At 59.3% G+C, this 19,455-nt stretch carries 14 protein-coding genes and 1 pseudogene; 10 read left to right on the top strand and 5 right to left on the bottom strand.

Features of this window, described 5'->3' with window-relative positions:
- The first annotated feature begins 269 nt into the window (after nt 1-269).
- The 4 genes from E1J61_RS31635 to E1J61_RS31650 all read left to right on the top strand — a co-directional run bounded on the left by E1J61_RS31635 (nt 270) and on the right by E1J61_RS31650 (nt 5,020).
- A complete protein-coding gene (locus tag E1J61_RS31635) occupies nt 270-1,742 on the top strand; it encodes an ATP-binding protein (protein WP_165971589.1) in 1,473 nt (490 codons plus the stop codon).
- A 4-nt stretch (nt 1,743-1,746) separates the two neighbouring features.
- Nucleotides 1,747-2,364 carry an HNH endonuclease gene (locus tag E1J61_RS31640; RefSeq protein WP_133097808.1) on the top strand — a complete coding sequence of 206 codons (618 nt, stop codon included), beginning with the start codon at nt 1,747-1,749 and terminating at the stop codon, nt 2,362-2,364.
- 1,286 nt (nt 2,365-3,650) lie between these two features.
- Nucleotides 3,651-4,658 carry a hypothetical protein gene (locus tag E1J61_RS31645; protein ID WP_133097809.1) on the top strand — a complete coding sequence of 336 codons (1,008 nt, stop codon included), beginning with the start codon at nt 3,651-3,653 and terminating at the stop codon, nt 4,656-4,658.
- Nucleotides 4,659-4,675: 17 nt separating this feature from the next.
- Nucleotides 4,676-5,020 carry a hypothetical protein gene (locus E1J61_RS31650; protein WP_133097810.1) on the top strand — a complete coding sequence of 115 codons (345 nt, stop codon included), beginning with the start codon at nt 4,676-4,678 and terminating at the stop codon, nt 5,018-5,020.
- 448 nt (nt 5,021-5,468) lie between these two features.
- Here E1J61_RS31650 and E1J61_RS38710 read toward each other — a convergent pair whose 3' ends face one another.
- The 4 genes and pseudogenes from E1J61_RS38710 to E1J61_RS31665 all read right to left on the bottom strand — a co-directional run bounded on the left by E1J61_RS38710 (nt 5,469) and on the right by E1J61_RS31665 (nt 8,404).
- Nucleotides 5,469-5,603 carry a hypothetical protein gene (locus E1J61_RS38710; protein WP_256376148.1) on the bottom strand — a complete coding sequence of 45 codons (135 nt, stop codon included), beginning with the start codon at nt 5,601-5,603 and terminating at the stop codon, nt 5,469-5,471.
- A 177-nt stretch (nt 5,604-5,780) separates the two neighbouring features.
- Nucleotides 5,781-6,614, bottom strand: coding sequence for a hypothetical protein (locus E1J61_RS31655; RefSeq protein ID WP_133097811.1), 834 nt, complete (start codon nt 6,612-6,614; stop codon nt 5,781-5,783).
- 261 nt (nt 6,615-6,875) lie between these two features.
- Nucleotides 6,876-7,007, bottom strand: a pseudogene (locus E1J61_RS38980) (site-specific integrase); the annotation flags it as partial.
- Nucleotides 7,008-7,474: 467 nt separating this feature from the next.
- Nucleotides 7,475-8,404, bottom strand: a complete 930-nt coding sequence (locus E1J61_RS31665) for a viperin family antiviral radical SAM protein (RefSeq protein WP_207951287.1) — start codon at nt 8,402-8,404, stop codon at nt 7,475-7,477.
- A gap of 180 nt (nt 8,405-8,584) precedes the next feature.
- Between E1J61_RS31665 and E1J61_RS31670 the strand changes: the two genes are divergently transcribed.
- Together E1J61_RS31670 and E1J61_RS31675 are read left to right on the top strand one after the other, a co-directional pair.
- Nucleotides 8,585-11,308, top strand: a complete 2,724-nt coding sequence (locus E1J61_RS31670; protein WP_133097813.1) for an ankyrin repeat domain-containing protein — start codon at nt 8,585-8,587, stop codon at nt 11,306-11,308.
- A gap of 420 nt (nt 11,309-11,728) precedes the next feature.
- A complete protein-coding gene (locus tag E1J61_RS31675; protein ID WP_243737062.1) occupies nt 11,729-12,070 on the top strand; it encodes an HNH endonuclease in 342 nt (113 codons plus the stop codon).
- 351 nt (nt 12,071-12,421) lie between these two features.
- Here E1J61_RS31675 and E1J61_RS31680 read toward each other — a convergent pair whose 3' ends face one another.
- On the bottom strand, nt 12,422-13,708 hold the full coding sequence (locus tag E1J61_RS31680) for a hypothetical protein (RefSeq protein WP_133097815.1): 1,287 nt from the start codon (nt 13,706-13,708) through the stop codon (nt 12,422-12,424).
- Between the two features lie 740 nt (nt 13,709-14,448).
- Between E1J61_RS31680 and E1J61_RS31685 the strand changes: the two genes are divergently transcribed.
- From E1J61_RS31685 to hsdR, 4 genes are all read left to right on the top strand, one after another.
- A complete protein-coding gene (locus tag E1J61_RS31685; protein WP_133097816.1) occupies nt 14,449-14,904 on the top strand; it encodes a hypothetical protein in 456 nt (151 codons plus the stop codon).
- Between the two features lie 138 nt (nt 14,905-15,042).
- Nucleotides 15,043-15,279 (top strand): DUF4258 domain-containing protein, encoded by a 237-nt coding sequence (locus E1J61_RS31690; RefSeq protein WP_243737063.1) that lies wholly within the window; start codon nt 15,043-15,045, stop codon nt 15,277-15,279.
- Between the two features lie 15 nt (nt 15,280-15,294).
- Nucleotides 15,295-17,076: an N-6 DNA methylase gene (locus tag E1J61_RS31695; protein WP_133097818.1), complete on the top strand. Its 1,782-nt coding sequence runs from the start codon at nt 15,295-15,297 to the stop codon at nt 17,074-17,076.
- A 33-nt stretch (nt 17,077-17,109) separates the two neighbouring features.
- Nucleotides 17,110-19,452 carry an EcoAI/FtnUII family type I restriction enzme subunit R gene (gene hsdR / locus E1J61_RS31700; protein ID WP_133097819.1) on the top strand — a complete coding sequence of 781 codons (2,343 nt, stop codon included), beginning with the start codon at nt 17,110-17,112 and terminating at the stop codon, nt 19,450-19,452.
- Nucleotides 19,453-19,455: the final 3 nt, after the last annotated feature.

Below are 19,455 nucleotides of genomic sequence, written 5' to 3' on the forward strand. Positions count from 1 at the left end.
AGACGACGTGACATTTAACAAGATCCTGTTGCCCGATGGGGCAATGTCGACCGTTGCAAGCTGGTGGCTTGCAGGATGCTGATTGCATAGCCGTTTTCAGAAGACGGTGGCGATGGCAGACGAACCGGAAGTGTCATACAAACACTTAAAAAAACTGACGCAGGGATAATGTAAGTTCCAAGCGACGAGTCGCCGCGCCGCTGATTCACCGTCGCAAATAACCAGACCCCGCCGCCCCTGCGGGTGCCATGAGAATAAGGAGAAATCTGTTGGCAGAGCCGTTCTACCTCGTATCGTGTCAGTCCGACGGACTCCTAGTACCGCTACACTCTCATGAGGACAAGAAATCCGGTCCCAAGGTCACCGTAGTGATCGGCCCGAATGGCTCGGGCAAAAGCACGGCAATTGCCGCCGTGGTGGAAGAGCTGGCCTTCATGCATTCGCTGCTTTACCCTGATCAGCGTGCGAAGCACCTCCGGTTGGCGAAGACCGGTACCATTACGTATCGCCATAGCAACAATCTCTATCGCGTGGTTCGGATGGGTACCAAGATCGAGGCTTTCATCAACGGGAAAGAGGCGGATCCAACCAAAGTTCCGTTTCCAAGCCGTGCATTAGCCGTCGCACACCTCCCTACCGACAAATTCCGCTATTCCGACAACGAGAAAAAGGACTTCTACCGGTATCTCGGGTTGCGTCAGGCCACGAACCTAGTAACCACCGGTGCCCTTGAGGCCAAGGTTGTTGCCGACATACTCGCCGGCCAGCAGTCAGAAACATATCCGCTCGCGCTGAACGAGTGGCTGGCTATCCTACAGATTTCTGATGAGTTCGAGATCGAGTTACGCGGCCTGCCGTTCGAAGTCTTCCACATCCAAGACGTTGACGACCTAGATCGCCGGATTCGCCGCTCGTCTTCGAAGAACGCGGCCGAGCATCTCAAATTTCATGCCGATGAAGGCAGCGCGCCGCTCACACAAAGAGATATTGCAGGCTTCTTCCGGCGACTCGGCAGGCTATGTGAGGGTGCGGATCGGGACAACTTCCCGCCCCTCAAATCAAAGGCAAGCTATATCCTTCCCCTGTCCGCGCTGCGCGACGATCCGCTAATCACTAGGATCACCTGGGAAGCGGGAATCGACCTTATGCGCAAGATGCGCCTAGCCGACGAGATCCGTTTGATGGTGCGAAAGAACGGCCGGCGCACCCCATTTGCAGACCTCAGCTCAGGCGAAAGACAGATCCTCGGGACGTTCACCCGCCTCTTCCGACACGCCGAGAACGGAAGCGTCGTCGTCATCGACGAGCCCGAAATCAGCCTTCACCCGTCCTGGCAGATTCGATACATCCCCACCCTACTCAAGGCCCTCCGACACCTCCCGTCGGCTCACGTGGTGATAGCCACGCACTCCCATTTCCTTGTTTCGGACGTCGGCGATGCCGCGTCGCTCGTGGTCGCCGAAACCGATCAGACCGGCCGTTGGCATTTCACGAACTTTGAAGGAGACGTGTTCGGAAGAACGCCGGAGAACATCCTCTACCGGGCTTTTGGTATCGGCTCCGTCACGAACTTCTACGTCGAGCATGACCTGACGCAAGCGCTAATGATGCTCGCCAATCCCGCCAAGCTGGACCGGGAAAAGCTGCACGCTATCAAACACCGGCTTGACAAGGTGAAAGCCCCGGACAACCCAGCGTTCGATCAGATTCTGAATACTATCAACAACGCTCTGATCGGCTAAAAGCATGCTCAAGATACAGACGCCCGCGACTATTGCCGCCGCAGATCAGCAAAATCTCGACAAGATACCGGAAGACCAACGCTCAGCGAAGTGGGACAAATCGAGAGCGAATTCCGTGAGAAATTTCAAAACCGCGGTAATGACACACGGACTGGAAGTACAGGGCTATCGGTGTGCGTGGTGCACACTACCTGTTGGCGCGGCAGGAAGGCGAACGGCCCATCGGGATCACATAGCGCCCAAGGCGCTCTATCAGCAATGGACATTCCATGCGAAGAATCTTCTAATTGCCTGCGAGTACTGCAATGGCTTCGCCATCAAAGCTGACCTCGACACTGTAGAGGCGTTGGGAGCTGATTATGACACCACCACGTTTCGAATCGTCCACCCGTATCTGGACGAGCCGAATGGTCACATATCCTTCCTAGAGCAGGCAGGTCACGAACCGGGCGTCGTCATCCAGGGCCTCAGCCCGAAAGGGCTATGGACCATAGACAAGCTGCAGCTAACGGAAAGCGGCCTGACAATTGAACGCGCGAAGGAACTGGTCTTCTACCGTGGCCTGAATCAGCTTCCTATGCATTTTCAGGAGCTTCTGCTGGCTGCCACTAAGCGCGAATAGTGTTCGCACGCAGGAATCCCGACAACGTTCTAACCGCGCACCTTCCCGCCGTCCACGGAATGACGAGCGACAGAAGCGTGCGCTGACGCGCCGCGAGCATAGTGCATTAAGACAGTGTAGCGGGCTACCTCTGCGAGGCAAAGCGGGGCGGGCAATCAGGTGGTGGCTAAGGACGTGCTTGCCGCCTTCAGCAACCTGACGAAGCCATAGTGGCGTGGGGTCAAGCCAGATCGCACCCCCTGGTACGCGGAAACGCCAGTAATGAACCGGGCGAGGCGCGGGGCTATCCCGCAGTAGAGCCTGCTTTCCTAATGCCGCGGGCGCCGTCAAGCTGCTTCCTGCAGGGTGACGAAGAAGTGTTTGTGGCCAGTCAGGAAATACCGGTTGCCAATACCGCCCCACCTTGCCTGCCGGCCTTTTGCACCGATTCTCGATGCGCCGCTTGGCGCTCCACCACCGGGCGCGTGGCATCGGCCGCGATCCCGGACGCCTTACGGAAGACGCGGACAGACTCGCGGGCCAACTTGCCTCGCAGTTCGTCGACACTCCGGCCATAGCTATGTGGCCGAAAATGCTCCTTTCCAATCGGCGCAGCGTTGGGCGATGGGGATGCGACGGGGGAGAGCGAGATCTCACTTCCCTTGACCGATGGGGCCGGGGAGTGCGGAAGCTCCGCCGGTCGCATTTCCGACGACCCCGATGCCTGGGTGTAGTAGATCCTGCGCCTTTGCTTCATTTGCAACACCTCCACTGCTCACGCAGCGCCTAGTGTGTTGCATCGACGGACTGAATCCACGGCCAGAAGCCGCCAAAACCGCCTTAAAGCATCTTAGAAAGAAATGCGCGACATGTGCCAGACGGGCTACAAGCAATCTTCCCGGATTTTGTCCATCCGTTGCGTTTATAGAACTGAGGTGCCTGAAAGCTGAATGTCTAGACGACTGCGCTCGGCGCCTCGCTTCACGCTCACCAACCAAACGGCGCCTTGAACCGCCGCATTCGAACGTGACCGCGAAATGTAGCTACATTTCCCCACGCGCTCCTCCCTCGCCGTGCGCGTTAATTCACTATTGACGGTTGCAGAACCTCCCCCGATAATCAGCCCGGTCGCCGTCGTGGTGTGTGCTGCTTACATACACCACCTTCGATACGTTTCGGCCCTGTGGGCTCCCTCACCTTAGTAGTTCACCCGCTTTGCTTGATGCATTCTTCGTTCGCGCATCGGCATCGGGGCATCCCCAGCAATGTTTCGATGATTCTGATGAACGCCATGAACAGGATTGATCATGACAAAGATCGCCATGCGCGCCGCCACGTCGGCCGCTCAAGCCCTACGGGCAAATAGCCTTCCATTTACCCCGGAGAGCACTGCTCAGTTGGTTGTTGCTGCCCTCGTTGGCTCCGGTGTCTCGAGCTACGAAGAAGCGAAGTCGATCGACCTCCCGTTTGTAGTCGACGAAAACACGAAACACGGTCGGCCATGGGCCAGGCGCCTGCGTGAGGACGTTGTCTTGCAGCGTGCGGAGACTGCCATCATGCGAGCATGCGAGCGCACTGGGATTTCGCCCCCAAGCAGCGTCGAGCTCGAAATACAAAAGGTTCGTGTCGGCTCGCATGTCCAGGAACACATCGAGCAACACCGGCTCTTTCTCTACACCCAAAAGCTGCTGTTCTCGCCGAAGTATGCGGACGTCGGACGCAAGATTTTGGCCGAGACCTCTCATCCGAATCTCGGGCCGGCGACAGCCTCGGGAGCGATAGCGTCGGGCCTGGCGCCTGAGCTGCCGTCCAGAACGCTAAAGAAACATTTGATGTTCTTGCGACACGAGACTGCACGGGTAGTCTCAGGGCATTTGGAAAACGTGGCTGAATGGATCGCTAGTACTCGACCGTGGGTCCTTGAGTTTCCGCCGCCAAACCTTGTGGCCGGAGAGTTTTGCCGTAGTGATGAGTATAACGACATCCCCTATGGTCGTAGCTGCCACCTTGGATTCGGTTTCATTCTGGTCGAACACCAAACGATGAAGGTGCGAGGCAAGGCCGAGCCGCTTTCTGTTGTGGTAACGCCTACCCTCCATCACCACGTGCGGAGGGGCGCTGATTCTGGTCCCTGGCGGGCTGAACTCCAAAAGCATGTTGTCAGGCCCGCATCGTGGAGCAAAAGTTACGAGCATCTGCAGGAAGTGCTGCGAGACAAGAAGTACACCGCAGCTCAATTGGACGCATGCAGGGTCTGCGGCGAGATTTTTTCTGACGCGCGGGACGATCTTCGCCGTCAATGCACCTGTGCGTAACGACGGGAGGACGTGAAATGACCAACGAAATCGTACCGACTGAGGTCGGCCAGCAAGCGATGCAATCGAAGGCGGGCGCGTTGCTGCAAAAGGCCCAGAGCTTTGAGTGCCAAGGGATTATCTCCGCGCGAACGAACCAAGGTGAACACTTCTCCCATGATCCGGACACCGGCCGGACGGTGATGGTGGCAAAGGGGATGGTCTTGGACAAGAAACCGAACACTGTATCGGTGACGGTCGCAACTCCTGATGCTTCGATCGACGGCGTGCTCGGTGAGCTTTCGTACCTCACTCAGGAGCAACAAGGCGCGTTCGTGGGGCATAGTCAGCCCTGGGTGTCACAACGGCGTGCCGACGACTGATCGCGCGTGTCGGTATGCCGGCGGGCCCTGCTGGCGGCATGGCCCGTCACGCTCACATTGCGTTCGCGGAAGGGAATTCGCGTTCGAGCGCAAGAATCTGCTTCTTGAACGGAATATCAAGGGAAACTGTCACCTCCAATTGAGGCCAGGGCCTGCTACCAACAAATGCGCGATGTGTTTAAGCTTGTAGCCACAACACAGATCGACAGAACCGCTTCATACATTACTTCAAGGAGTCGGAGGTTAGCGCGGAAAGATTTGTTCAAAGTGCCCATATGGCATACGGGTGGCCCCGGCTGCCGTTGAGACGTCGGCATACTCACACAGTCCCGCGAAGCAACTGGAAGCGGGCGGGACATAGCGAACCAAAGCAAAACCCCCGGCAGGCTCCTTCGGCTGCCGGGGTGGGATGGGTTACGGGGTCATCTTCTTTGTCTGGGCGCTCTACTTACCGTGCCCGGACAAGGAACATGAAGCAGTCCGCCGTCTTCGGATAGACGAGCTTGCCGGTACGCCAGTGCTTGAAGCACTTGCAGTAGACCCAGCGAAACCCCGGCGGGGCGGGGCGGTGGGGGTTTTCCATATCTGGAACTCCTTACCAACTGCGGCTCCGCTTGACACCGGCAACCCTCGACCCAATAATGGGTTTCTCACTCGGGGATTGTTCCCGGCCTCCCTTTTGGACGGAACCTTTGTCACAGGGAGATGAATGGCCTTACGCAGTTGGCGCTGCGTAAGGCTTTTTCTTTGCACTTGCGGCTTACTCGTCATCCGCATCGTCGTCCGCCTCATCGGCATCGTCCGCAAGCTGCATGTCGATATACGCCTTCAGCCGCTTCTTATCGGCTTCGTAGAAGGGAATCGGCAACTCCAAATACGCACAACGCCCCTTCGACAGACGTACCGGTACTCGGATTACGTCCGGGCTATGCGTCTGTGCATGGGCAATGGTCCCGCCCGCCTGTACCGCGCTATGTGCGGCGGGAGCCGGTTGCACTACATGACCCGTCGCGTGCATTTGAGGCGCAGGCATCCGCAGCAGCATTTCCGCTTGAACGGGAGTCGGCTCAGCAACGCTGAGGAGCGCGGGTTGCTGCTCGTCATCTTCCGGCTGCGCGGTGGCCTGCTCGAAGAACCGGGCGAACTCGACCGAGCGCCGGAACACGCTCACATACGCGTCAGCGCCCCCAGGGATGAAGCCCATGCTGATGAGGTCGTACCGAATGTTCGCGTCAGACGGCAGTCGGCCATCGTACTTGTCGAGCAGGGTGGAAAAGATCGGGGGCGTGCGCAGCCAGCCGATTAGGAGGGACTGCTTCTGCGCTTCGTCCGGGCTGTACTTGTAGCTCTCGTAGTCCTTGGACACGACCAAGTGCCCTTCCTTCGGACGCTCCAGCAAGCCGTAGTACCGCAGCGACGCAATCGCCTGCGCGGCGGAACCGTTGGTGGCGCTCTTGTAGCCGAGAGCTTGCGCCACGATTTCGATGGGCGTGGCGTGACGGCCCTCTTGCGCGTAAATCTTCTCCACGCGGTCGAGCGCATCCGGCAAGGCCATCGTCGGAGCCCTTGGGCTCTTCTTGCGCACGTCACTCATCGGTCACCTCCATCTCACAATGGTCGGAGTGTATCAGCAAATTTTGCGCCGTGCCAGCCTTAAACGCCATAAACGTATGTTTATACGCCGTTGTATTCGTATGCGCATACGGAATTCACTGATCGGGTACGTTGCTCAACCATAGACTCGTTATGAATCAATCAGTTGTGGACTTTTGATTAGGAGAATACTAACAAAAATGGCGGCCGCATCGGGCCGCCCATCATGGCGTACAAACGTTCGGGAAGGGTCTGCAGGTACTTATCCCATCAGTTCCGCCACGTCCTCCGCCTTCAAGTGGACGTACCGCTTCAACATCTGGAGCGTCTTATGGCCTGAGGTGACCGACAGCCGTATCTGGTCCAGCCCGCGCTCCGCGTATCGGGTCAGGGCCGTATGTCTGAGTCATGGAACACGATGTGCGGCAACTTCGCTCGCTTTACGAGGCGGGCGAACGCCTGCTTGAGTTCATAGGTACAGAACACGCGACCGTCGCGTGGGCCCTTCCTGACCAGTTCTCGACACTAGAAGGCGGCACATCAGCTCGCCAGCCCCAAAAGCGGGATGTGGCGTCACAGGCGCGGACGTCTGTGTGCTCGCACACAGACGACGCCCCACAAACAGTACAGGCAGTCGCGGCCCGGCCTAGCCGGAGCCCTCGCCCCTGAGCCGACGCGCCTTGTTCACGTCGCCCTTGAAGTTCAACCAGGCCCGCCGATCGCCTGGGGTGCATGGGACAATCACCGTGCCTTGCCCAGACGGGTGCAGCAAGCGGCCATGTCTGCCTCCCCGCCTGAATCGCCAGCCCTCCTTAACGAGCCTGCGCACCAAGACGTCAATCTCCCTCCCCGTGGAATACTTCATCGCACGGTCTCCGCCGAAGAATATCGAGCCAGGTATCTCGACGACGACAGCTCCGTCTGCGCGAATGCCGCGCCCGCGCCGACGCGAGGAATTGGCAGACTGTAGCGGTACCCGCCGCGAGCATCCGCGTTCTGGAAGAAGCGCCCGAGGGGGTCGATCATGATGTACGACTCGGTCATATCGGCGTTGTCCTCCACGCGCAGTGGCAGACCGTGGCCGGAATGGCGTTGCACGAAGGCGCAGAACTGCGCGTCGGAGACGGCGAGATCGGTGGTCACGATCGGAAGCATCCGGAGCACCTTCCACTTCTCCGGGGCCAATCTTCTGATCAGCGGCGTCATGTCTTCGTCGCTGTTCAGGGCGTTGACCACTGTGTTGATCTTCAGGCGAAGTCCTGGGTTGATCCGACGCGCGGCCGCCAAGCTTGCTTCCAGCGTGTCGGGCGCTACCTGCCGCCCTCGACGGTCTAGACGACCGATTTGCCGATTGGTCGACCTGTTTGCGGAGTCCAGACTGACGCCAAGCAACGACAAATGCTCGGCCAACCCTTCGGCCAGCACGGGCGTCAGCAAGCTGCCGTTCGTGATTATCGAGACGCCAAGCCCCAGCTCGCGCGCAAGCGCCGCGATGCGCAGGACCTGCTGGCCATACAGGAGCGGCTCACCCCCGGCGAGGTTCAGGCGGACGGACGTCCAATCCATGGCACCGGCAAACGGATAGGCGGCGCTGCCGGGGGCAAAGTAGGCGCTGACTTCCTGGAGCAGGCGCGTCGTGCCGGCCCAGTCGTGGATCAGTTCACGCCGGGACTCGGGCTTGTCCCACTTGGCGTAGCAGTAGCGGCAGGCATAGTTGCACGCCTCGGTCACATGCCAGTTGATGACTAGCTCACGCGAGATTGACTGACGGTCTTTTTCGGCTTGCAGCAAGGGGATCTCCGGTGGGTGGTGGGTCACCCCAGATTGCCCAAAGCCCTTTCGCCCCGAAATGAACTTGCCCGTCCCCTCCGTTTGCAGCGGGCCGAAAACATGGGGGACGCGAAAGTTCATTGGCTTCCTCCCCTCCATCGCCGAGAATGAGGCCTATTGACCACTTATCACGACGTTTTCATGGCTACTCTCCCCACTTTCGAATCCGTGCTTCTCGAAATCGGCCAGTGCCTCGGCCTCAAGCGTCGGTCGACAAAAAAGCAAGGTGAGTTCGTCAAACTCGAAATGACGCTCGAGAATCACCTGGACATGGTGGCAAGCGAGCTCCAAGGGATATTCGATGCGCTCGAGATGAGCGACGCTGCCCGCCGTGACGCCTTTCGCAACCTGAACAATTGGACGGGCTTCCAACGTCTCCTTGCCCAGAATGTCTGGACATTTGACGCCAGCGCTCGGCAAGTCGTCTGGCACCTGTGCGCTTTCACGTACGCTCCGGCGGCCGGACGCTTGATCGCAAACTGGAATCTCGGCGAAGCCTTTGACCACGGCATGCCCGGCGGCGAGTTCTGGTTCCTACCCCACGTCGACCAGAAGACAAAACAGCTTGCCCTGCCCATGCAGCATGTGGTCGGCTGGATCATCGATCTTCTCGGCCTGCCGATGGATCAGCTCGCAGCGAATCTGGGCACCGCGACGAGGCGCGCCAAGGGCAAGCAGGATTCGATCGAGCGCTCACTCTACAAGTGGAAACATGGGACGATCCCCGAGATCAAGACGATCGAGGAATATTTTCCGGATGATTCCGCTTTGAACTTCAATGGCACCTTCGAGGTGTCTGCGGAATTGCCACACGAGGACAAGGTCGCCGCCGCGCTAGCTTTCGTTGATCGCAAGCGGCTGAATCCCCAGGCACTGCGCTCGCAGATCCCGATGACGCAGCCCGGCCGCATTGAAGCCATCATGAACGGCCAGGCGTCAACCGAAGAACAAGCCGAATTCGTACGGCTGCTCGGAGTTCGCTATGGCAAGCCATCGATGCGAACCATCCGTCAGCGCCTTCGCACCGCCCGTGCGGTGCAGGATGGCTACAAGCGTCTCGTCGAGTTTCTGTGTCCGGGCGTTGATTTCACGTGTTCCAATCCAAATGACAACAAGGTCCTACAAGTCTTCGCCCTCGTCCAGTTCAGCTACAACCTGACCGTCGAGGCCTACAAACGCGCCGACTCCGAAGTGGAACAGGACGCGTGGTTCGAGGCTCATCTTCCGCCCGAGGATCGAGCGACGCTTTTTCGGTCGGTCTTGCCTTCGCACCGACCCAACGCGCATACCGAGGTCGGCGATCTTCTGACGCACCGGTTCGCCAGGTTGGACGCACAGGCGCCCCTTGACGACTTTTTCGCGCTGGATAGCGCGGACTGGCCCCGCGTCGCCCAGACGAAGATCTCGTTGATGAACGACTTTTTCAAATGCCTGCAACGGGAGTTTGAACTGAGGGACCTGTTCCGCAGGCACTCCCCGTGGCGCCTCTTGCAAACGGAAGCTGACTACCTCGTGGTTAGCCAGTTGGCCTTGTCCGACGACATCTCGCCAAAGGCGCGCGAGGCAGCCCTTGCGCGACTGAGGGAGCTCGCGAAATCCCCCGAAGATACTGTCGGCGCGATTGTCTGTGCACTCGGGAATCTGATCAACTGCGACATCTCGGACAGGCCTCGCGACGTCGAGCAGCGCGTCGAGATGTTGCTGGAGGAAGCCGAGCGCAGTCCTGGCCACGCTACTTGGGCGCTGCCGCTCTTGCAATATCGGGCGAAGCACTGTCTCGCACGCAATCAATTCGACGAGGCGGCAAAGCTTTTCAAACAGGCCGTGGATTGTGGCTTTGAGCGCAACTTCGGGTCGGTGATCGGCGAGGCGGCGCGCGACCTGTTCGCGACGCTTGTCGCAGATCGTCGACTCATGCCATCCAGGCATGAACGGCCGTACCGCATCATGTTGATGACCAACATGATCAATGGCGACCCCATGAACATCAGCATTGCGGAGGTCGCGAAGCAGGTCGCCGAAGACTTCTGGACAGACCTCTACAAGCCATATCCGGGTTATGAAAGGCGGCGTCCGCTCATCGCGGACCAGGCTGCGACAATCATGGGTGATACGTTTCGAATGATCGACGAAGAAGATTGGGACAGCCTGCAGCGCTGGTTCGACAGCAATTCCAAAGCGCTTCGCCGCAAGCAGACAGACAGCGTCCGCGGCGATTCTGTCCTGATGTCCTGGTTGAAACTCCTCAACACTTCCGATGCAAACATGCCGCTCATGCGCACGCTGCTTCCGAAGGAGTTGGTCGGCGACGTCGATCGATTTACCGCGCACCTCAAGCGGCGCCGCCACGCGATCTGCCTTCTCCTCAAAGCGTGGCCTGAACAGGCTAACCTGACGGATTTCAAGCGGCAAAGCCCGCTCATGGTGGCGGCGAACGCAGGCGACGTTCAGATTGCCGGTGCCCTGCTCGAGGCCGGCGCTGACGTTGATCAGCAGGACTATCTCGGCAGGACGCCGCTACACGCTGCGGTAAAGGGCGGCTCGTCCGAGTGCGTCGTTGCCATCCTCGCGCGCATGCCAGAGTCGCGGAACGTCGAGTATGGTGAGCGCAACAACGCCTTGCACACTGCCGTCAAGCTCGGACGTACCGAGATCCTGCCGCTTCTGGTGGAATATGATGCTGGCTTGCCCTACCAAGCTAACGCGCATGGACTGACACCGCTCGCACTGGGCGAGCAGATCCTGCGCGACTGGTCAGACTTCACGGCGGCAATGCACGATGAACAGGTGCAAATCCCGGACCGGAGTGCCTACGTTGCCTGCATCGAGTACCTGCGTGGCGTGACTGACAGCAGCCAGGAATAGCCGTCTTGTCGCCCTGCCGACTGGAGTGACTTACAGATCTATCGGCGGGGCCGCAGCGACCGGCAAGAAGGCCTCCATGGTGCTATTTGCCCTCCGTTTCGCGCAATCAGGACTCCCGCCGCCGGGCCGCGCTATGTTGCAATTTTGCAAGAGATCCGTGCCCTTCCCTTGTGTTTGCGGGAATAACGGGGCTAGACTCCTTTCCGTCAGTCTCCCTAGGAGCTGAAGTGGTGCCAGCACGAGCTACTTGGCTGGTTCCCGTGTATGCCTTCTACGGGCGAGCGGGGTTTCGAAGTTTCCGAAATCTTCCTGAATACAGGATCGCTCATGCCCACGACTCTCGCGCGTCGGCGCGCCCGCGCCTTTCAACTTCAATCCGGGTGTTGCTTCTATTGCCACTGCCCCATGTGGGAGCAATCCATGGAAGCTTTCGCCGCGACTTTCCATCTCTCTACCCGACAGGCTCGACACCTTCAATGCACGGCCGAGCATTTGCACGCTCGCGTCGATGGCGGCAGTGACTCACAAAGCAACATCGTGGCCGCATGCCAATTCTGTAACGCCCGGCGACACCGTCGAAAAGCGGCGCGGGACGCAGCGCATCACAAGGGACACGTTGAGCGCCTCATGGCCCGGAAACAGTGGCATGCATCCTGGGTCTTCGAGAAGCTGATGCAGCCAGGCGGATCTGTCACGCCGTCACCCAAGGATCGCCCTCTCGGGCAGTCCCGTCAATGCAGGCTGGGACTTGATTCTCGTTAGAGAGCACCACTGGGCTGGGCCCACACCGGAGCGCGAAGGAGTCATCGGTCCAAGCCGAGAAAGCTACAGCAGCAGAGGCAATAGATTCGACCCTGTTATGAAAAACGGGCCTCGGGGCCCGTTTCAAGTTCAGAGAGACGCGTATCGCTGCAAGGTAAGGTTCCGGCGATCGTCTCGGTCAAACTCTTCTCTAAGTCGGAGATAGTTCGATTCCGCGAGTTCATGTGCTGCGTCATCCTGGCCAGGCTCAGCACGTCTGCTGGCGCGGACTTCGGCAACAAAAGGATCCTCGCTTTGCGCCTGCTTCATGAGAGCATCAATCACACTATGCAATAAAGTGGTCATATCGTCTCACGCTCCTTGTGACTGTCTTGCGAAATAACGGTGATTCAGCTCAGGACTAAAGTAGTGCTTTCGCTTGATCCAGACCAAGCCTTCGGACTTGGTTATCACTGCTACATCGATGGGACCGCCCACTGATTGCGTTCGCTGAGTTACCTTTTCCTTGAACGATTCTAGCATGACCAAGGTTTCAGCTAGCTCCGCCATTTGGTCAGGGGGCAACCCTGAAACCACGCCTCGGAGAGGCACATAGTGGCTTTGAAAGGCTTTGGTACTCCACTCCTTCGTGAATGCTCTACTCGCAGCATCGATTTGCTGATCAACGTCAGGCAAATTGGCTCCAGCCGCAGTAAAGACGCCGGCCAGAGCCTGAGCATGTCTATCGAAGGACTCGTTCACGGCCTCCCACACTTCTGAGGCAAAGCCATTCAAGAAAGTCTCAACCATTGCCTTCGTGGCATACGGCTGAATGTAAGACGACGTCACGTGATCAATGCCTGTGCCACCGACGCGCTCGTACACTAACTTGTTCAGCATGAACCCGTAGAAGCGCAACTCGACCACAGCAGGAAACAATTCCTGCTCGCCGTAGCCAGCCACTACAACGCCAGTGTAGGCACCGTCGAACACCGCTCGATAGTCGTGATAGACCCACTGGATTGCCAGTTCGACAAGGTCCTCGGCGGGAAAAGCCTGCACGAGGTGCGGGTGCATTGCCGCAACATGTGCGCGAGCTGCCTGGGCAAGCCAATCCCGATGGCCCTCAATCGCGGCATCTACATCGTCAGCCGAAAAGATCTCCGGGAGCGGCTTTTGTCCTAACATTTCGCGCATGCGCTGCAGCGCTTCAGCAAACGCTGCAACAAGATTTTCCGCAGGATCCCCAACCGTCAAGCCCGGCTGGTGCGATACGACAGCCTGGAACATTTCCAGGAATGCGCGCGCGATCAGGCTTTTGAATTGGCGGTCTCGATGCTCGTCCGGAAACAGTGCCCTGTTTCCTTCTATGAACGTCGAAAGCGCGACGGAGTACTCTTCCAGATGATTCTTGTGCGTCGCGGCCAGTTCGGTCCGAAACGTCTTGATGATCAATTCCCACGGAATGTCCTGCAGCTCCGCGTTATTGAAGATCATGATGCCAACCGGCGCGAAGTTGGATAGCTGGAAGATCTTGTTCGCGCCAGAGGCGTAGACCAACCTACGCGTGCCATCGTGGGCTTGTCCGCTGAACGTCACTGCGCTGTCGGCAGCGAGCGCGACCGCCATTCGATTCGCGACGGCGACTTCGCACGTCATTGCGATCTCCCGAATTCCTCTTGGGGGCTGATTCTCATCTAACCAGCGCAGGTTGCAAGCCCAAAAACGAGGGGGATCGCAAGGGTGTCGCCAATTGACAGCACCTCACGACGAGGCCTCTGCGAAACATGACTGCATCCAAATTGCACCTAGACTGCGCTGACTTGTCCGTGAGTGACCTTGATTAGTGTCGGTTTTGCAATTTGCGAGTTGCGCAAGGCATTGATTTATAAAGCGTTGTGGTGCATCGTGCGCCTTCAAAAGAGGCCCTTTGTGCAGCGTAGTTGCTATCCACGATTCGTCAGCACGGTGTCGTTTCGACACCCAACTTTCACCGATGACTATTTGCACCACACAGATGTGTTTGTGATGGTCGTCGACATCAATCGGGGGATCTCGGGTACGGATACCAAGATCCTCTTTCAACCGGTTGCGCTACGCGCACTCCAGATCCCAGATCAGCCTGTCGATCGCCATTGCATGGGCGACAGCTCCCCTCTCCGCCGCCAAATCCGTAAAAGGCTACGTAGGTCCAATCGGCATAGCCGGTAGGACCTTCACAGCGACGACCGGGAAAGCCCGCAGCCTCGAACTCCGCAATTTCCTCTGGTTGCCATCCCCTGCGCCCGAGCTGCTGCACGACCGTGCTCGGCTGACACGCATCTCGTTCAACTTGAACACAAAGCGATCCGATGCTATCCTGCCTGAATCATATTGATTTACTTGAACACAAAGTTATCATGTCAACACATACCGAACTAAAGCGTGTCGTAGACGGCAAGGCCTACAACACGGCAACAGCCGCGCTGATCCATGAAAAGGAGCTGTCACCGAATGACACCTACGGCCCAGGGTACGAGCACTGTTTGCAACTTTACCGGACTCGGTTGGGGAAATTTTTCCTCGTGGAGCGTAACGAGCCTTACTGGAACGCGGTTAGTGGGGAGAGCGACCTTCGCGACCATCTCTTCCCCATGAACCAGGATCAGGCCACGAAATGGATGGAGGAGCACTGCAACGACAAGATAGAAAGCTACATCGACGTGCCGGAAGCCGGGGATCCAAGCACCACGCTAACGCTACGCATGGATAAGACCTTGAAGATTCTTCTGAATGCCGCCGCCATAAAAGAGGGCATCTCCATGAATGTCTGGTGCGTGCGAGTCTTGGCGCAAGCCGTCGCCCAGGACGAGTGAGACATGCCCGTCAATTGGCTGCAATGGTCTAGTTTACGATTCCATGTTATGTAATTAAATTACATTTGACGAAATGTAAATTACATCGTATGCTTTCTCCAAGCTCAGGGGGGAACCGTTATGAGACAAACTAAGCACATGAAGCAGCGCTTGTCCCAGCGCGGCATCAGCCAGGACATGGTCGAGCTGGTTCTTGCCCATGGCACGCCGGATCACGACAAGTACGTCCTGGGGTTCAAGGAGGCGCGGCGCCTGCTGGAGCAATTTCAGGGATTCGAGCGAGTGCTCAAGAAGATCATCGACAAGGGCGGCGTCACCGTGGTGGCCGAGGGCGAGGCGTTGATCACGGCCTACAACTGCGGACGCCGTCACTAAAGGAGTCCGGCACCGATGAAAGACATTGTTTGGGGGCTGATTGAGTCCTTACGCGGTCAATTCGACAACGCCGATGCGCTCGAATTGGTGCTGCGGGTCCTGGTCTGGGAGAAGTGGTCGAGCGATGGCAGGCTGCCGCCGCCGCTGTGTCTTACTAGGAGTGAGAGACCGCAGGACTACGTCGAGCGCTGGCAGCAGCTTGGTAGTCACGATGGGGATCTGCGGCGAGCCGCCTTTCGCGACGATAAGAACTTCGCCCGACTGGGTGAGGCCGGCTTGCAGGACCTAGTGAATCTCGTGCTGCAGTTGCGTGACACCGGGGTACTGCAGCATCTAAACATCGCAGATGTCGTCACCGGGCTGGCAGTCAGCAGGGGGGATGGCGAACTGTTCTATCCACCCGAACTGGCGGATTTGATGCTGACTCTTGGCGAGTTGCGGGCCGAGGACACGCTCTATACGCCTTGGGACACCGGCGCGCAACTGAGCGTAAGAGGAACGCTCCAAGGGGCCGCCGTTTATCTGGAGACGCCCCTTCCATGGCGGGTAACGTTGCTGATCGGCCTGCTGGCCGGCGGACCTTTGGCCGTCCGATATGGGGACCCTATTCGATCTCCACAAGCCATTGAGGAGGGGAAACCGCGCCACTTTGATGTTGCCATCGCCTTCCCCCCCTTGAACCAACGCTATGAGCGCGAGGTCGCCGAGCGGGACTGGTTCGGCCGCTTCCCGGAGAAAACAACGTCGGGAACGATCCTGTCGATTCGCCACCTGTTGGCCCAGGCTCGCCGACGCGTCGTGGTGGCGGTGACACCCAGCTTCCTGTTCGGGCGAGGCGAGGCGGCGCTGCGCATCGACCTGCTGCAACGCGGCATGGTCCAGGCCGTGGTGGCCCTGCCTGGCGGCATTCTGAGCGGGGCCCCGATTGCCATCGCACTGCTGGTGCTCGATCCGCGTGGAGGCCATCGCACTGTGCGCTTCGTCAACGCCGAGAACGAGCGATTTGTGGAGCCCCTGTCGAAGGCGCGCTCCAGGCTGACCAATACCTCCACGCTCGGCGGCCTAATTTTGACGGAAGCCGCAGACCCGGACGTCATCGTGGTATCGGTTGAGGAAATTCTGGCCAACGATGCCCAGCTTCAGGTTAGTCGTTACGTCGTGCCCCCCGCCCAGCGGCGGCTCCGGGAAAAGCTCGCGCAGGCTCGGATGATTCGGCTGGACGAGCTGGTCACGACATTGCGGCCGCAGCCGGTCAAGTTCCAGGACGGCGAGGACACCGTAGGCGCCTGGGAGGTCGGTCCCACCGACCTGCCGGCCTACGGCTATATTCAGGACGCCAGCCGGTCGGTCAGTCTGCCGCGCGAGATGGCGCTGCAAAAATCCACAAAGCAGTTCCTGTTGCCGCACGACATCGTCCTGATCGTCAAAGGTGGCGTTGGCAAGGTGGGCATCGTGCCGCCCGAGGTCCCGCCGCCCGGCGAAGGCGGATGGGTGGCTGCGCAGTCGGCCATGGTGCTGCGCGTCGACGCGGCAGCGCGCACCGATCCGCGCACCCTATTCCTGCAACTGCGCTCGCCCCTGGGCCAGGCTCTGCTGCAAAGCATCGTCTCTGGCGGCGCGACGATGCAGATGATCAACCTGTCGGAACTTAAGGCCCTGCAGGTACTGCAGCCGACCGCGGAAGAACAAGCGCAGGCCGCGAAAGCCTTGGATGAAGAAGTCGGCATTCAGCAGCAAATCGAACGCCTGCGCAAACAGCAGTCGAGGATAACCCTCGAACTTTGGCCGCTCGACTGAACGTGGGTTGGCGCGTAACGCGAAGGACAGAAGATGAACAAGAAATTGCTTTCCGAGCGGGACATCTGCAGCAAGTTCATTTCGCCGGCCCTCGTCGAAGCCGGGTGGGACCTGCACACGCAATTGCGTGAAGAAGTTAGCCTCACCAGCGGGCGGGTCGTGGTGCGTGGCAAGAAGGCGACGCGCGACGAGGACACCATCGTCCGTGCCGACTATGTGCTGTCCTTCAAGCCGGGCCTGCCGCTGGCCGTGGTCGAAGCTAAGGACAACCACCATTCGGTGCGCGCGGGCATGCAGCAGGCCCTGCGCTACGCCGAGATGCTCGACGTGCCGTTCGCGTTCTCGAGCAATGGCGATGGCTTCATGTGGCACGACCGCACGGGCCAGGACGGCGTGATCGAGCGCGAGCTGACGCTGGCAGAGTTTCCCTCCCCCACCGTCCTCTGGCAGCGCTATCTGGCGTGGAAGGGCATCGCGCCCGAGACCGAGCCGGTCTACGCGCAGGACTACTACCCGGGCAAGGAAGCGCGCTACTACCAGCTCAACGCGGTGAACCGGGCAGTGGAGGCGGTGACCAAGGACCAGTCGCGCATCCTGCTGGTGATGGCGACCGGCACCGGCAAGACCTTCACGGCCTTCCAGATCATCTGGCGCCTATGGAAGGCGCGGGCAGCCAAGCGCATCCTGTTCCTCGCCGACCGCAACATCCTAGTCGACCAGACCAAGACCAATGACTTCAAGCCCTTTGCCGGGGCGATGACGAAGGTCGAGAACCGCACCGTCGACAAGTCTTACGAGATTTATCTGTCACTCTATCAGGCCGTTACCGGCACCGACGAGGCCCAGAATATCTACCGCCAGTTCAGCCCGGATTTCTTCGACTTGGTCGTGATCGACGAGTGCCACCGCGGCAGCGCCGCCGAGGACTCGGCCTGGCGCGAGGTCCTCGACTACTTCAGCTCGGCGATCCACCTGGGACTGACCGCGACGCCCAAGGAAACCGAGGAGGTGTCAAACATCACCTATTTCGGCGACCCGGTCTATACCTATTCGCTGCGCCAGGGCATCGACGACGGTTTCCTCGCGCCCTACAAAGTGATCCGGGTCGACCTGGATAAGGATCTCGGCTGGCGCCCGCCAGTCGGCACCGTCGACAAGCTGGGCCAGGTGGTCGAGGACCGCATCTACAACCAGTCGGACATGAACCGCACGCTGGTGCTGACCCAGCGCGACGTGGCGGTCGCCGCGCGCATCACCGAATTCCTGCGCGCCACCGATCGCATGGCCAAGACCATCGTGTTCTGCGAGGACATCGACCACGCCGGGCGCATGCGCCAGGCGCTGATCAATGCCAACCCGGATCTGGCCAGCGCCAACTCCAAATACGTGATGCAGATCACCGGGGACAATGCCGAAGGCAAGCTCGAACTCGACAACTTCATCAACCCGCGTAAGGCCTATCCGGTGATCGCGACCACCTCACGCCTGATGACTACCGGGGTCGATGCCAAGACCTGCAAGCTGGTGGTGCTCGACCGCACCATCAAGTCGATGACCGAGTTCAAGCAGATCATCGGACGCGGCACGCGGATCGACGAGGAGCACGACAAGCTCTGGTTCACCATTCTGGATTTCAAGCAGGCCACGGCACTGTTCGCCGACCCGGCCTTCGATGGCGACCCGGTCGTGGTGTATGATCCCGCGCCCGACGAGCCGGTGCTGCCACCCGACGAGGATCCAGAGGGTGAGGACACCGGGAAAGGTGGCGCGGCTCAGCCTGGCGGCAGCCTCGGCGAGCCCGAGGAGCCGGGTCCGGGACGCACCCGCTATGTGCTGGATCACGTGCCGGTGCGCGTGGCGCACGAGCAAGTGCAGTACTTGGGCCCGGACGGCAAGCTGATCACTGAGTCGCTGCGCGACTTCACCCGCATCCAGCTCAACAAGCGCTTTGCCTCGCTCGACGGTTTCCTGCAGGCGTGGAACGCGGCGGACCGCAAGGAAGCAATCCTGGTCGAACTTGAAAAACAGGGCGTGCTGTTTGAGGAACTGGCCGAAATGGCCGGCAAGGACCTCGACCCGTTCGACCTGATCTGCCATATCGCCTTCGATCAGCCGCCGCTGACGCGGCGCGAACGCGCCGAACGGGTCAAGAAGCGCAATATTTTCGGCACGTACGGCGAGACGGCCAGGCGCGTGCTGCAGGCGCTGCTCGACAAGTATGCGGATGCGGGCATCACCAATATCGAGCACATCGAGGTGCTCAAGCTGGCACCGCTCAATGAGTTCGGCACGCCGGTCGAGATCATCACCGCCTTTGGCGGCAAAGCGAACTACCGGGCCGCTCTCCAGGATCTGGAACGCGCCCTCTATCAATAACGA

The sequence above is a fragment of the Cupriavidus sp. L7L genome (assembly GCF_004353535.1).
GTDB lineage: Bacteria > Pseudomonadota > Gammaproteobacteria > Burkholderiales > Burkholderiaceae > Cupriavidus > Cupriavidus oxalaticus_A.